The organism is Microcoleus sp. PH2017_12_PCY_D_A (assembly GCF_020738565.1).
Lineage (GTDB): Bacteria > Cyanobacteriota > Cyanobacteriia > Cyanobacteriales > Microcoleaceae > Microcoleus.
The window spans coordinates 1-15,527 of sequence record NZ_JAEQCI010000129.1; the positions used below are offsets into that span (position 1 = coordinate 1).

At 44.5% G+C, this 15,527-nt stretch carries 11 protein-coding genes and 1 pseudogene; 6 read left to right on the forward strand and 6 right to left on the reverse strand.

Annotated elements, in window-relative coordinates; genetic code table 11:
- Positions 1–138, reverse strand: a pseudogene (locus JGK39_RS28265) (photosystem II q(b) protein); the annotation flags it as partial.
- Positions 139–793: 655 nt separating this feature from the next.
- Between JGK39_RS28265 and JGK39_RS28270 the strand changes: the two are divergent.
- The 4 genes from JGK39_RS28270 (at position 794) to JGK39_RS28285 (ending at position 7,519) form a co-directional block, all read left to right on the forward strand.
- Positions 794–4,420 (forward strand): GAF domain-containing protein, encoded by a 3,627-nt coding sequence (locus JGK39_RS28270; RefSeq protein ID WP_293260314.1) that lies wholly within the window; start codon positions 794–796, stop codon positions 4,418–4,420.
- A complete protein-coding gene (locus JGK39_RS28275; protein ID WP_293260325.1) occupies positions 4,411–4,806 on the forward strand; it encodes a response regulator in 396 nt (131 codons plus the stop codon). The genes JGK39_RS28270 and JGK39_RS28275 overlap by 10 nt, the downstream gene beginning before the upstream one ends.
- Positions 4,807–5,045: 239 nt before the next feature.
- On the forward strand, positions 5,046–6,464 hold the full coding sequence (locus tag JGK39_RS28280; RefSeq protein WP_293260311.1) for an adenylate/guanylate cyclase domain-containing protein: 1,419 nt from the start codon (positions 5,046–5,048) through the stop codon (positions 6,462–6,464).
- Between the two features lie 218 nt (positions 6,465–6,682).
- Positions 6,683–7,519: a metallophosphoesterase gene (locus JGK39_RS28285; RefSeq protein ID WP_293260323.1), complete on the forward strand. Its 837-nt coding sequence runs from the start codon at positions 6,683–6,685 to the stop codon at positions 7,517–7,519.
- A 149-nt stretch (positions 7,520–7,668) separates the two neighbouring features.
- Here JGK39_RS28285 and rppA read toward each other — a convergent pair whose 3' ends face one another.
- Both rppA and JGK39_RS28295 read right to left on the reverse strand, forming a co-directional pair.
- Positions 7,669–8,355 (reverse strand): two-component system response regulator RppA, encoded by a 687-nt coding sequence (gene rppA, locus JGK39_RS28290; protein ID WP_293260321.1) that lies wholly within the window; start codon positions 8,353–8,355, stop codon positions 7,669–7,671.
- A 152-nt stretch (positions 8,356–8,507) separates the two neighbouring features.
- Entirely contained in the window at positions 8,508–9,158 is a 651-nt protein-coding gene (locus JGK39_RS28295; protein WP_293260308.1) for a glutathione S-transferase family protein, read from the reverse strand.
- A 225-nt stretch (positions 9,159–9,383) separates the two neighbouring features.
- Between JGK39_RS28295 and hisG the strand changes: the two genes are divergently transcribed.
- Complete coding sequence (hisG, locus tag JGK39_RS28300) at positions 9,384–10,028, forward strand: ATP phosphoribosyltransferase (RefSeq protein WP_293260317.1); 645 nt, start codon at positions 9,384–9,386, stop codon at positions 10,026–10,028.
- A 317-nt stretch (positions 10,029–10,345) separates the two neighbouring features.
- On the opposite strand, the gene JGK39_RS28305 is transcribed toward hisG, so the two are convergent.
- The 3 genes from JGK39_RS28305 to JGK39_RS28315 all read right to left on the reverse strand — a co-directional run bounded on the left by JGK39_RS28305 (position 10,346) and on the right by JGK39_RS28315 (position 14,866).
- Complete coding sequence (locus JGK39_RS28305) at positions 10,346–11,812, reverse strand: response regulator (protein ID WP_293260305.1); 1,467 nt, start codon at positions 11,810–11,812, stop codon at positions 10,346–10,348.
- A gap of 225 nt (positions 11,813–12,037) precedes the next feature.
- Complete coding sequence (locus JGK39_RS28310; protein WP_293260302.1) at positions 12,038–14,251, reverse strand: ATP-binding protein; 2,214 nt, start codon at positions 14,249–14,251, stop codon at positions 12,038–12,040.
- 225 nt (positions 14,252–14,476) lie between these two features.
- Positions 14,477–14,866 carry a hypothetical protein gene (locus JGK39_RS28315; RefSeq protein ID WP_293260299.1) on the reverse strand — a complete coding sequence of 130 codons (390 nt, stop codon included), beginning with the start codon at positions 14,864–14,866 and terminating at the stop codon, positions 14,477–14,479.
- A gap of 474 nt (positions 14,867–15,340) precedes the next feature.
- On the opposite strand from JGK39_RS28315, the gene JGK39_RS28320 reads away from it, so the two are divergent.
- The coding region (locus tag JGK39_RS28320; RefSeq protein WP_293260296.1) for a hypothetical protein at positions 15,341–15,527 on the forward strand (187 nt) is incomplete at its 3' end.

Below are 15,527 nucleotides of genomic sequence, written 5' to 3' on the forward strand. Positions count from 1 at the left end.
GATTGTGGCAGTTAGCAAGGTGGGAATCATCAAGACTCCGAACCAACCTACATAAATGCGGTTGTCGGTGCTGGTGACCCAGTTGCAAAACTGCGACCAGATATTAGCGCTTTCGCGCTGCTGTAAGGTGGCTGTCATGGTTTTATGATTGCTGTATTTGGTTTTCAATGTTCGGATGATGTCTCTATTATTAACGGTACTGTTAAGGTTTGTAAAGGCCTGTAACGACAGCTTAACTGATGGGCGTCATTAGGAAAGCTGATGAAACGATAGAGAGGCGAAAAAGCCCATTATTGATGCTGGAACCCGCACGCGAGCCCGTTGCGGACTTTGGTGCAAGATGCCAGATTGATGCTGTAGGGGCAATCCCTCGCAGTTGTCGCAATGTATATATAGTGTTTTGTAGGGGACATCTTCTCCGTGGTAGCCGCGCGCGATCGGGATGCGGCGCTGTGTCTGAGCTTGGAAAATTGCCAAAAGAATATAGATGCGGGGCGGGGAATGCCAGTCTGAAGGGGACTCAGCGCGTTTTAAACAGCTTGTTACTCAAGTCATATATCATAAAAATGCTGTAGCAGTTGGGCGTGTAAGGCCGCTCGATCGGGGCAGCGTTCGATCGACTATTCAACTCGCGCGATCGCCAATCTAGGGCACTGAGCGTTAATTAATAGTTATCAAACCCTCAGAGCAAATCCTGTCTAAAGTTGGTTGAAAAAAAATTAAATTGAGTTAATACTTATCAAAATAAACAACTATCAATACTTAATAAACTAACCACAAGAGAGTTAAACCCATGTCAGAAAATTACGTAGGATTAGATACAGAAGATTACGAGTCCCTCAAAATTGAGGTAGAAACCCTCAAAGCGCGCGTTGCCGAACTAGAGTCTGCCTCAAAACCCGAACCCGCTATAGTTGCCAAACAAAAGGCGCTATTTGCTGTAGTGACCAAAATTCGCGAGTCGTTAGACTTAGATATTATTTTTCAATCAACCGCTCGGGAAGTGCGACAACTCCTGAATGCCGATCGAGTAGCAATATTTCAATTTTACCAGGATTCAGGATTTGACGACGGCGAATTTGTGTCAGAAGACGTGCTGCCAGAGTTTGATTCCGCAAAAGCTGTAAAGGTACACGACCACTGCTTTGGAAAACAATATTCACTGCGGTATCAGCAAGGAAGAATTCAGGCAGTAAATGATATCTATAAAGCCGGATTGAGCGATTGCCATATTGCTATTCTTGCCCAGTTTCAGGTAAAAGCCAACTTAATCGTACCTTTAGTCAAAGGCAAGAAACTTTGGGGATTGCTCTGCATTCACCAATGTCGCGCCCCGCGCCAGTGGCAGCAAGATGAAATTGACTTTGCCAGTCAAATTGCGGTGCATTTAGGAATAGCAATACAGCAAGCAAAACTTTTAGATGAAGCTCATAGACGGTCAACAGCACTCCAAACTACTCTAGAGGAGCAATTGCGAAAACGCACAGAAGAGCTGGTTAAGGAAGCAGACCGAGAACGAGCCATAACTCGGATGATTGACAAGATCCGCCAAACCTTAGATATGGAAACAATTTTCCAGACAGCAGCGACAGAAGTGCGGAAACTTTTGAATGTCGATCGCATTGCCATTTATCAATTCCGTGAAGACTATTTTGGCGACTTTATCTTTGAATCTGAATCCGGTAACTGGCCGAAATTGGTAGGCAGCGGCTGGGAAGACCCCTACTTAAACGAACACCAAGGAGGTCGATTCCGGTGTGCGGAAACCTTTATCGCTGACGATATCTATAATGCCGGCCAGAGCGATTGTCACATAGAAGCTTTAGAATATTTTGGTGTCAAATCCTGTGCGGTAGTTGCGATTTTTAAAGGAGAGAAACTCTGGGGATTGCTCAGTGCCTTTCAACACACAGGCGCGCGTCACTGGGAAGACACAGAAGTAAAGTTGCTGAATCAAATTGCCACTCATTTGGGCGTGGCTTTGCAGCAATCCGAGTACCTAGAACAAATACAGTTTCAAGCAAAACAACAGGCGAAAGCAGCCGAACAGGAACGCACATTAACTAGAGTAATTGAACGGATTCGCCAGACGCTAAATATTGACAAAATATTTAGCGCTACAACTCAAGAAGTACGGCAAATTCTCAATTGCGATAGGGTTGGAGTTTACCGTTTTTTTCCCAACTGGAGCGGGGAATTTGTCTCGGAGTCGGTAGCCGAAGGTTGGATACCTTTAGTAACTGATAAAATTAAAACAGTCTGGCAAGATGATTATTTGCAAAAAACTGAGGGTGGCAGGTATCGCCATCAAGAAATTTTTGTAGTTGATGACATCTATAAAATTGGTCACTCTCCATGTCATATCGAAATTCTAGAACAAATTCAAGCCAAAGCATATTGTGTAGCGCCTGTTTTTGTGGGGGAAAATCTCTGGGGTTTGCTAGCAGCTTACCAGAACTCGGGCCCCCGTGAGTGGGAAGCGGGAGAAGTGAGGTTGCTGGCTCAGGTTGGCAGTCAATTGGGAGTAGCTATGAACCAAGCAGAATTGCTCGATCGCACTAAAAAGCAGTCCTGGGAATTGCGGACGACTTTGGCAGACTTAAATGCGATCGTTGACAATTTGGCTGACGGGTTATTAGTCACGGACATAGAAGCTAAAATTACCAGGTTTAACCCTGCCCTGCTGGCGATGTTTGAATTAAAAGATGTTGACCTGAAGGGAAAAAAAGTATCCGAAATCTTTCCTAAAAAATTAGCAAAATTGGTCGAGGCGACAGAGCACCGAGAGGGAGAAATTGTGACGCTGGAAGTGGAACTCGGAAATAGCAGGATCGGTCAAGCTTTAGCGACAACTATTCTGAAAGAAGCGGTGAAAGATGAAGCCGATCGCTCTCTCGGTTCGGTGATTTTGATTAGAGATGTGACGGTGGAACGAGAAGTTGACCGAATGAAAACTGATTTCCTGGCGACAGTTTCTCACGAACTGCGGACGCCTTTAACTTCGGTTTTGGGTTTTGCTTCGCTGATTAAAGAAAAACTAGAAGAAGTGATTGTCCCCGGAGTCGCATCGGAAGACAGAAAAATCAAAAAAGCTTTAAATAAAGTTGCAGATAATATTAACATTATTGTGTCAGAAGCTGAACGGCTGACATCTTTGATTAATGATGTTTTGGATATTGCTAAGATGGAAGCGGGTCGTGTTGAATGGCAGTTACAGCCGACAAATCCAGTGCAAATCTTAAAACAGGCGATCGCCGCTACGTCATCTTTATTAGAAAAGAATAATTTAAAGTTGATTAAAGATTTTAGTCCTGGACTGCCGCAGGTATTAGTAGACCGGGATCGCATGGTTCAAGTAGCGATCAATTTAATCTCGAATGCAGTCAAGTTCACAGAATCAGGTTCTGTCACCTGTCGGGCAAGAGTAGAGGGTGACGAGCTGGTTATTAGCATTATCGATACTGGCATCGGCATTGCACCAGAAGACCAAAGCAAAGTTTTTGAAAGATTTAAACAAGTGGGAGATATCCTGACCGAAAAGCCTAAAGGCACTGGCTTGGGGCTGCCAATTTCTAAACAAATCGTTGAACACCACGGCGGTAGAATTTGGCTAGAAAGCGAGTTAGGCAAGGGCAGCACTTTTTCCTTTAGTATACCGCTAGTTAAAAATATTGAGCCGGTGGAAAAATGCAAAATTATCAATGATTTAATCGGTCAACTGAAACAGCAAGTGCTCAGCAGAACTCCGCTCGGCGTTAAAAAAGGCCAGCAAATTTTAGTTGTTGACGATGAGCCTAATATCCGAGAGATGTTGAGGCAGTCACTGGAACAAGAAGGATATAAAGTCGCGGAGGCAATTAACGGTAGAGATGCTATTTGTAATGCTAAAGCAGTCAAACCGGATCTGATTATTTTAGATGTAATGATGCCTCACATCGACGGTTTTGATGTGGCGGCAGTTCTCAAAAATGACCCTGAAACTCGGGGGATTCCGATTATCATCGTATCCCTGACTCAAGACAGAGAAAGGGGCTACCGTTTGGGGGTCGATAGCTATTTTACCAAGCCTATAAATGTAACGGTACTTTTAAAGGAGATCGGCTTGCTCCTGCGGCAAGGGATGTCAAATAAAAAGGTGTTGGTGGTTGTTAGCCAGGGTTCTACTCTCAAAACTTTGTCGGATGCTTTGGTTTTTCAGGGATATAATGTGATCGAGGCATCTGATGGTCGAGAATGCCTGGATCGAGTTAGAGCGATGGAGCTGGATTTAATTATTATTGACGAAGCGTTATCTCAAGAGCAAGAATTGGTCAAAAAATTGCGGCTTACTAAGGGCTTGGAAAATGTATCCATAATTGTTTTTGGAGATATTGCCGAGGATAACGGGCTGAGCAAACACATTCATGGGGAATTGTTGTGAAAAAAGTTTTAATTGTGGATGACGAACCGAATATTCTGATTTTGATGGAGCAGGCTCTAGAAAAGTTGGAAGATGAGGATGATGTAGAGTTGCTGACTGCGAGAGATGGAGTTGAGGCATTGAACAGAATTAAGGAAGAAAAGCCGGATTTGGTTTTTCTCGATGTGATGATGCCGAAAATGAGCGGGTTAGAGGTATGCAATACGGTTAAAAATGAACTAGGTATGGAGGACATTTACATTATTATGTTGACAGCTAAGGGACAAGAATATGATAAGCAAAGCGGTATGGCTGTGGGGGCAAATCTTTATATGACTAAACCTTTTCGCCCGAAAGAAGTGCTGGTCAAAGCTAGGGAAATTCTGGGTTTGACTGCACAGGTGTAGGGAGAGGTACGCAATCAATTAACAAGAATAGTCTTGGGTTTTTGGTCGTTGGTTCCCCCGCCCAAAAACGGGTACAATCCCCCGCAGGACTGTCGTGGAGAGCCACAAATTTTAGACGCTAGTTCCTGCTCCCAGATTCTCTGCGCTGCAAGTAAATCTAAAATCTAAAATCTAAAATCGACTGGCTGGTTAAAAATTAATGACTAACGATCGCTTATTCAAGACCAATAGCAAAGTAAATGGTTCGTATCAATCTCAAAAAATTGATTTCTAAGAAAGATTTGCGGGTGGTTATTGAGGGCGCGCTTGGTGTTTTAGACGCTCCGATCGCTATTCGGAATGTTGAAGGAACTATCTTATTTGGGGAAGACTGTCAGACCTCCTTCAATAGCTATCCTATCATCCTAGCCGATGAAGTTATCGGTTACGTAACGGGAACTCAAAAAGCCGCATTTATTGCCGATATGCTGAGTTATGCGGCCAGCGCCGACTTGGGTGTAAGAACTTTGGCTGTTGATACTTTAGATAAGTACGAAGAAGTTAATTTTTTGTACGATTTTTCTAGCAAAATAGCTACTTGTTTGGGAGTTGCTGAAGTTAGTAAGTTGGTAGTAAATGAAGCTAAAAAATTGATTGAATCTACGAATATTTCAGTCATGCTAATGAATAAAAAAATAGGGAAGCTGGAGATAATTTCTGCCAGGGGTAAAGAGTATAACTGCAAAACAAAAATTGGCCCCAATATAGGGATAGCAGGTCATATTCTTGTTTCTGGCAAAGCTGAAATAGTCAATGATGTCTTGTCCGATCCGAGATATGTTCTGGGAGACAATGAGATGCGTTCTATGATTTGTGCGCCTCTGACAACGCAGAACGGTACGATCGGCGTGATCAATATTAGTCATAACGAACTTGTCAACTATACGGCACAGGATTTAAAATTATTTACGGCTTTGGCATCGCAAGCGGCGGCGGCGATCGAGAATGCGCTTTTACATGAAAGTAAATTGAAGGAAGAACGGATTAAAAATAATTTGGAAAGATACCTTTCTCCCCAGGTGGTGCGAGCAGTTATCGAAGCTAAAGGAGATATTTCTATGAATCCGACTAAGCGAAATCTAACGGTTCTTTTTTCGGATATTAGAGATTTTACTACTAAGTGTGAAGAGCTGCCTGCTGAAAAAATAGTGATGTATTTAAATGAGTATTTTACGGAGATGGTAGAGGTAATTTTTAGTCATGAGGGTACTGTGAATAAGTTTGTGGGAGATATGATTGTGGCAATGTTTGGGGCGCCTTCGGAGGTGGCAGATCGCGAAAGGAAGGCGATCGAAACTGCGATCGATATGCAGCGCCGGATCGGGAGGATGTCGGTGCCTTGGATTACGGATAATTTTCTGACTGGTATTGGCATTAGTTCGGGGGAGGTGGTTGTGGGCAATATTGGTTCGCCGCAGCACATGGACTATACTGCGATCGGGGATGAGGTGAATATTGCATCTAGGTTGCAGTCAATGGCTGAGGGAGGACAAATTTTGGTTAGCGACAGTGTGTACAGCGCTACTAAAGATATGTTTGAGTTTAGGAAAATTGGCTCTGTGATTGTTAAAGGTAAGAAGAAAGCTGTCGAAACTTTTGAGGTGATTTATCATAAATGAAGTTCGGCAACGGATTGTGTAACGGATGTAACGGATGTAACGGATGTAACGGATGGAAGAAGGAAGAAGAAGGAAGAAGGAAGGCTTTAGTTATCGTCGCGAGAGAAGGAAGAAGGAATTTATACAAGCATCGACACCAAGGAAATCATGGGGTTTTGCAGTCTTGTCTGTTTATTTGCTACACTAGAGGTTGCGCTCTGTCAATAAACCTTAGATTTATGCACAGGTTATTAACTGGGAAACTGCGGGTAGACTGTTTAACAATACCGATCGCGAATCTTCCAGCAAATCTATCGGGTACTAAAATTGTACAGCTTACTGATTTTCATTATGACGGGGTGCGGCTGTCGGAATGGTTGCTATTCGAGGCGATTGCCGCGGCTAATGAAGCGGAACCAGACTTAATTTTTTTAACCGGAGACTTTATTACCTACGATCCGGCGCCTATTTACGGTTTGGTGCAGCGATTGAAAAACTTGCAAAGTCGGGTGGGAATTTACGCTGTTTTGGGGAATCACGACCACTATTTCCCTGGGGCAAAAATAGAGGTGGCTAATGCTTTAAATAGCGTCGGGATTGGGGTTTTGTACAATGAAGCTATTTATCCTTTGGGGTCTGAGTTGGCTTTAGTTGGGTTGGCGGATTTTTGGTCGGGCGATTTTGCACCGTCGCCTGTAATGGCATCAATAAATCCGGCGATTCCTCGGATTGTCTTGTCTCACAATCCTGATACTGCTGAACATCTGCAAAAGTGGCGGATTGATTTGCAGTTTTCTGGGCACACTCACGGCGGTCAAATTGTGATTCCCGGTATCGGGCCTTTGTATGCTTGGGTGAGAAAAATTGGCTATTTGATTCCTCCAAAAATCCGAAAGTTTCTTCCTTTTGTGTCGGCTTGCGATCGGGTAGTTAGTCACTGGGAATGGGCTAGCGGTTTGCATCGGGTTGGGAGTAATTTGTTGTACGTTAATCGCGGTTTGGGTACTTATGCGCCGGGGAGGTTATTTTGTCCGCCGGAGGTGACGGTAATTACTTTGGTTTGTCAAGATTCCTAGGGGATGATTTAGGAGTAAATTTTCACGATAACAGATAATACTTGTACAAAACTAGCCCTGGTTTTTGCGAAAGTAGATAACTTTATATACGCGGAATGTGCGCGGTGCGCACCCTACAAGATGAATTTTATGGGCAATTCCTATTATGTTTAATTGGCTTCTGCAAAGCGATAGCCTCTGCCGTAAACTGTGTGAATTAGGACTGATTCGCTAGGGGCTTCTATTTTGCGCCGCAGCAGGCGAATTTGAGCTGCTAATACGTTGCTGCTGGGTTTTTCTGTTTCACTCCACAAGTATTGGTGGATTTGTTCGTGTGTTAGTATTTGACCGGGATGGCGCATTAGGTATTCTAATAGTTGACATTCTTTTTCTGATAGGTCGATTGTTCGATCGCCCCGATAGGCTATTTGGTTGTCGTAGTCTAGCTGTAAGTCTGCGACTTGCAGCCGCCCGACGGCTACTTCGGGGTCAAAAGTAGGAGGGCGCCGCAGCAAGGCGCGGACTCTGGCTAGGAGTTCTCGCAGTTCAAATGGCTTGACTAGATAGTCGTCTGCGCCTGCGTCGAGTCCTTGTACGCGATCGTCTAGGGTGTCTTTGGCGGTGAGAAATAGGACTGGTGTGTTCTTTCCTTGCGATCGCAATTGCTGACAAATTGCTAATCCGGTTTGTCTCGGTAGCATCCAATCCAAAATTAGCAAATCGTAATTTCCCTGCATTGCTAAATTGCTGCCAGTTGCGCCGTCAAATGCCACATCAACGGTATAACCTTCGCGGCTTAAAACTCGACTCAAAGGGTCAGTCAACTCAACTTCATCATCAACTAAAAGAATCCGCATTCTGATTTGAGATTTGAGATTTGAGATTTGAGATTTGAGCATGAATTACGTAAAGCTTGCAGACAAGCAGGTTGTGTAGGGCAAACTCTCCGCGGTTGCCCATCTGTGGTGAGGTTGCGATCGCTTTCCTAGGTTAAGTAAACTGATTTTTGCTAGATTTTAAGATGTGGAATACTTTCGGATTCGCTGCAAGCTGCTGCTAGCCATTCCTGCATTGCAGGTAGTGCCAACAGCGCATCAGCATAAGCTTGTGCTTGTGCATCTAATTTGACTTCGTAGGTGACAAAACGCATGACAACCGGGGCAAACATAGCGTCAGCAATTGTGAATTGTCCGAACAGCATATCGCCGCCTGTTCCGAATTTTTGGCGGGATTCGCGCCAAATGGCAAAGATGCGATCGATCTCTGCTTCGACACCGGGAGTCATTCCTTCTCCCGGATAGCGGTTGCGGCAGTCCATAGGCATATTTTCGCGCAGATTTTGGAAGCCTGCGTGCATTTCGGCGCAGATGGAACGGGCGATCGCCCTAGCTGCTATATCCGCCGGCCACAAATCATTAGCAAAGCGTTCTGCAACGTACTCGCAAATTGCTAAAGATTCCCACACTTTCAAGTCGCCATCAATTAAAACTGGCACCTTTCCCGAAGGAGAATAGCGCCGAATTTCCCCATGGGTTGTCGGCCCGTCTAGGGGGATTCTCACTTCGGCAAAATCTAGTCCAGCTTGTTTCATCGCCAGCCAAGGACGCAGCGACCAAGACGAATAATTTTTGTTGCCGATTACCAGAGTCAATTTGGTCATAGTTTTGCTTTCAGCTATCATCTATTGAGCAGACAATCGTTAATAAAATCCGATGTAACTCAGCCTCAATACAATATATTATACACAAACACAATTATTAGCAATACCTGAACTTGTTTTAATATTTGTACAATTTGTGCTATGGTGGTTGAGGAAAAAGCTGTTTCCGCTCGGGCAGCGCCGATTCCGCATCCCAAATTCAGCAATTTAGAATTTCAAATCAATATGATTACCGTAGCACTTCCCAAAGGCGGACTGTTAGGAGATAGCATTCGACTGTTTAAATCCGTTGGATTAGACTTCAGTGCTTTTCTCGATTCCTCTAACCGCCAACTTCAAATTTATGACACTACCGGAACGGCAAAAGCTTTGCTAGTAAGGACGCACGACGTGCCGGTTTATGTGGAATACGGCCAAGCTGATTTGGGGATTGCGGGTTATGATGTTTTGCGGGAAAAAACTCCAAAAGTTGCGAATTTAATTGATTTAAATTTTGGCAAGTGCCGGCTGTCGGTGGCGGTAAAGGAATCTAGTTCTTATCGGCGCAGTGTGGATTTGCCTCCTCACGGTAGAGTTGCTTCTAAGTTCGTACACTGTGCGAGAGAATATTTTCATAATTTGAATTTGCCGGTGGAAATTGTGCCGCTTTACGGTTCTGTGGAGTTGGGGCCGATTACGGGTATGTCGGAGGCGATTGTGGATTTGGTTTCGACTGGCAAAACTTTGCGGGAAAATGGTTTGGTGGAAATTGATGTTTTGTTTCAAAGTTCGGCTTATTTGATCGGTCATCCTTTGAGTTATCGTTTGAATTCGGGCGGGGTTAATGAGTTGATCGGGAAGTTGAGAGAGCAGGTTTTGACTGCTGTTTGAGCCCAACTAAATTCGAGTTATTTCATAGGTTCGTAGTAAGGACTTTAGTCCTTATTGGTGCGAACTCAAGTTAGAATGTTCTCATAGGTTCGTAGTCAGGACTTTAGTCCTTATTGATACTGAGACTGAGGACTGAAGTCCTCACTACGAACTTCAAGAGAGGACTGAAGTCCTCACTACGAACTTCAAGAGAGGACTGAAGTCCTTACTACGAACTTCAAGAGAGGACTGAAGTCCTTACTACGAACCTTTTTAGGACTGAAGTCCTTACTACGAACCTTTTTAGGACTGAAGTCCTCACTGCGAACGGGTTTTATTTAGCTCATTTCTGAGCTGATATTTGCAGGTATAAGACCTAGTTTTTCCTGGCATTTTTCTATATAAAAACTGACGACTGTATCAGCGGGGTTTTGTTCGATTAGTTGCTGAAAATATCCCAAGGCGGCGACAAATCTTTCGGATTGCCATCCTTGAATTCCTTTGTCAAATAAAGTCTGGGTAAGCTGTTTTGCCTCACAGTCTGGACTTGAGGCGGGCCAGATTTCGTAGATTTCAATGGCTTGCTGTTTGCCGCGCGGCGTTACTCGATCGATCCAGCGATAATAATAGTTGTTGCTGGGCGAATGGCTGTCGGCTGCTGTTGCGCGAGAAGCAGAAATCATACTCTCCGGTGTTTCGGCTTCCAAGTCGCACTTTAATAATAGACTTTCTTTTGAGTTTGAGTTCGGACTTATGCTATTTAGAAATTCTCTCGCATGAACGATCGCATTTTCGCTAACAATTATTTGACAGCCGTATATTTTGGTTAAATTTTCTAACCGAGAAGCTGTATTTACCACATCGCCGATGACTGTAGAGTCCATCCGGCGATCGGAACCCAAGGTGCCGATCATGCCGATACCTGTGTTAATTCCAGTACCGATATTGACGGGATATTCTAAATTGTATTTGTGGCGCTCGGCATTAAATTCCTGCAAACTTTCTTGCATTGCTACTGCGGCTTCGATCGCATTTATAGCGTGAGAATGCGGTTGGTCAAATACTGCCATGATAGCATCGCCTAGGTATTTGTCAATAAACCCGCCGTGGGATGTGATGCAATGGTTCATTTTCGTAAAAAAAGCGTTCAACCATTCAAAGGTTTCGCGTGCTTCTTGAGATTCGGCGATCGCAGTAAACCCCCGAATGTCGCAAAATAAAATAGTCAGCTCTTCTTCTGTGACATTGCCCAACTGAATTGATTCTATCCCTTGCGGCGCAATGCGTTCGAGAAGCTGTTCCGGGACAAATAGGTGAAATTTTTCGGAAAGATATTCGTTAGCCTCCCAGGCGGCGGCGATTTGGCGCTTGCTTTGCTCTCTGACTTGCTGGTTGAATTGGGAAGATACAGCTTGCGATCGCATTTGGCTCAACTGCAAAATATTTTCCACTTTCGCTAACAGCAAGCGACTGTTAAAAGGCTTTGTTAAATAATCATCGGCCATCATTTCTAACCCTGTGAGGCGAGAAGTCTCGTCATCGAGGGCAGTCAAAAAAATTACCGGTACAGTTTGCAATGCGGTATCATTCCGCAGGATCTCGCACACATCAAAACCGTCCATATCCGGCATCATAATATCTAGTAAAATTAAATCCGGTCGAGATACACGGGCGAGGGAGAGGGCTTCATCCCCACATAGCGCTGATACTGTGGCGTATCCTTTCATCTGCAATAATTCTTCCAATAAAATCAGATTAGCTGGCTCGTCATCAACCAACATGATGCAGGGCGACTTGTTTGACATGGAATATGATATAATACATTGAATTTAGCTCTGGACTTTGGCGCGAGCAGCTCGAAACCTAGTAGATTCGTATATTTCTCGTTATTAAACTCGATAATTTTGGCAAGAACCGGGTTTCTGAAGCAAGTGCGCGCAAGTCCTACAGACATTTATCTACTATTGAGTCTAACCTTTTCAGTTATAACTTGTAATAAATGGCACTGCTGGAACTGCAAATAATTATTGTTAGTTGAGAAAAGAACGGACAGTAGCGATCGCCAAATTTAGATCCAGCGGCTTGCTCAAATAAGCAGAAGCGCCAGCTTCCAAACATCGATCGCAATCGCCAGCCATCGCCATCGCCGTCACCGCAATCATCGGTACCGACTCCCAGACAGGATTTGCTTTGACTCGGCGCATCAACTCAAACCCATCAACATCGGGTAACTGAATGTCCATCAAAATCAAATCTGGCAGCAATTCCGGCGCAGCAGAGGCGGCATGGATGCGATCGAGCATTGACGAACCATCCGCCAGAATCTCTACCCCGTAGCCCTCCAATTCCATCACCTCTGAAATTAACATTTGGTTAAAAGGTTGGTCTTCCACCACCAGAATCCGCTTGCTGCCAAGTGGTAATGCGATCGCAGAAGCAGGAACTAACTTAGCATCCAAAGCACAAGCAGCAAAGCTGCCCAATTCTTGACGCATCTCAGTCAAAGGCAGCCAAACGCGGAACAGACTGCCGCGATCGCAAACAGATTGAAAAGAAACAGTTCCCCCGTGCAATTCCGCCAGACGCTTAGTCAAAGCCAAACCCAAACCAGTACCTTCGTGGCGCCTAGTCAGGGAAGAATCCACCTGTTGAAAAGGTCGAAATAGCAAGTGCCAGCGGTCTTCAGGAATGCCAATACCGGAGTCTTTCACCTCCAAACAAAAGTAAGGAGTGCTGGCATTTACAGGAGAACGATCGGGGCGGTAGTCGCCCTCCATTTCACCGCCGTAGGCCAGACGCCCGCTGAGTTTAACTTGTCCCCGTTCGGGGGTAAATTTGATAGCGTTGGAAAGTAAATTAATCACAATTTGTCGCACTCGCCGTTCGTCGAGCAAAACTTTAGTAAGGCGGTAGTCGAGTTCTAAAGACAAAGCGATCCGCTTTTTATCTGCCCGCGGCTGAATCATTTTCAGACAGTCTGTGGCGAGTTCGTGAACGCGCACCGGCAGTAAATTTAGTTCTACTTTCCCCGCTTCAATTTTAGAAAGGTCGAGAATATCGTTGATTAGCTGCAACAAGTGCTGACCGCTTTTTTCGATCAGTTCTACATAGTTCACTTGTCGATCGCTCAAGTGTCCGGATGTTTGGCGCAGCAGCAAGTCAGAAAAGCCGAGAATGCTGTTGAGAGGCGTCCGCAATTCGTGGGACATCGAGGCTAAAAACTCGGATTTTAACTGAGAAGAATACTCTAATTGTTCGTTAACTTGGCGGAGGTTTTCTTGTGTCTGAGCCCGCTCGATTGCGGCCCCCAGAGTCCGACAAGCAGCCGTGAGCACTTCTTGGTGGAGGGAAGCTTGCAGTTTTTTGACGTTGCGCGACTCCAGCGTCAGCACTCCGATGATTTGGCCGTCGGTAGATGCGATCGGAAAAATGCCCAATTGTCCGATTCCCGGATGTCGAAATTGCGGCACAGCATTGGGATGTTCGGCATAATCATCGACAAACAAAGGTTTACCAGTTTCCACCACTTCCCACAGCAAACCGGTGCCGTAGGGAATACCTTTGTCGAGCAATTCTTGCATTTCGGCGGCCACTGGTTCCCCGTAACTAGCCAGAAATTGAGTTGAAACTTGGTTTGAAATCGCCGCTGCTTGCCGATCTTTTCCCTTACCGCTAATCACTTTCACATCTCCGAAAGCAGCATTCGTTGCTTCTACCAGATAGCTGAGGGCAAACTGACCTATTTCTTGCAAACTGTGAGAGTTTTGCAGGCGTTCAGTTAAGCCTAAAAGAAATGTCAGGCGCCTGACTTCTGCGTTCAAGCTAGCTTGGGAGTTTTGGTATACGGTAACGTCTCGAAAGGTAAACAGCCGCCCGCCGCTGTTGGTAATTGTGGCGAATACTTCCAAACAAACGGCATTGGATTGCTCGAAATAGAATGATAAACTTTCATCCTGAGATTTTTGCAGTGCTTGCTGAAACTGTTCCCACTGCTGAAGCGACAAGTAACCGCGATCGACAATTTCGGCAAACAACAAGTCGCACTTGGGCTTTGTGGCGAGCCATTCTGGAGATAGTGCCCAAGTCTCGGCCAATTTTTTGTTAAACAAAACTAAGCTGTCAGACGAGTCGAACAGAGCGATCGCATTGTCTACTTGGTTGAGTATCAGTTCTTGGTCTGCCCTCAACTGCTGCAAGTCTATCTCCATTTTTTCTGTGTCTGTAGTTCTTAGTTTCGTTGTCATAACTGTCTGCGGATATGGCAAGAGTTATTTTATAACCCTTTACTTAATTTGACATATTTTTAGGTTTTTGGGCAGTGAGGGCGATCGATCGACCTTGTGATCTGAGACACTTGCTGGTTGCGGAGGGCGAGGGGAGCGGTTTTTCTACTGCATCGGCTACAATATTAGATAGACCTTTTGAGTAAGTTTTGCAACAAGTGCGATCGACCTTTTCGAGTCAATTGTCTAAACGTGCGATCGACCTTTTGAGTAATTTTGTAACAAGTGCGATCGACCTTTTCGAGTCAATTGTCCAAACGTGCGATCGCCATTTCGAGTAATTGTCCAAACGTGCGATCGACCTTTCGAGTAATTGTCCAAACGTGCGATCGACCTTTTCGAGTCAATTGTCCAAACGTGCGATCGCCATTTCGAGTAATTGTCCAAACGTGCGATCGACCTTTTGACGAAATTGTCCAAACGGGCGATCGACCTTTCGAGTAATTGTCCAAACGTGCGATCGACCTTTTGACGAAATTGTCCAAACGGGCGATCGACCTTTCGAGTAATTGTCCAAACGGGCGATCGACCTTTCGAGTAATTGTCCAAACGGGCGATCGACCTTTCGGCTTGCATTGTGCAAAGCCGTGCGTGAAGCGCAGCTATCCCGAGCGTGAATCGAAATTTCGACTGGCATCACACACTTAAGTAAAACTACTTACATACAACACTTAGACTCACTTGAGCCAAGTTCGAGAGGAAATTGTATTTTTTGCGGCTGTCCAATTTTATAGTCAACCGCATACCATGTATAATGAGCGGCAACAATCTCTTTTAAAAAGCCCGTCAAGTTAACTGACACTCTTGTAAAAATTCTGTAAACTCTACTTTACCCTACCTACATATAAATACTCATATTGTGTAGATTGCAATGTTTTATCAACTTAAATTAAGCCTGAGTTACTTACTATTATAAGTTTTATTTATTAGTTAAATTTTTTAAGATAGTTTTTTTTTATAACTATTGCCAATCTATTTAATTACGCTTAGACTTATCCCATCGCTATGAATCTCTTCGTTCATTATCAGGGACATCAACGAGGAATAATTATGAACAGGCAAGAACACTACACTGATAAACATTGCTGCAACAAATATAATTACAGACCACCATCAAAGCTCGAACGCCATCAATTTCGTAGCAGTTTCTATCAAATAATGAGACCTCATCTGACTGGTGAGTATAAGTTGGAGTTTGTACCGCTGACGGAGAAGCAAATTGCCGAACAAGAAAGCC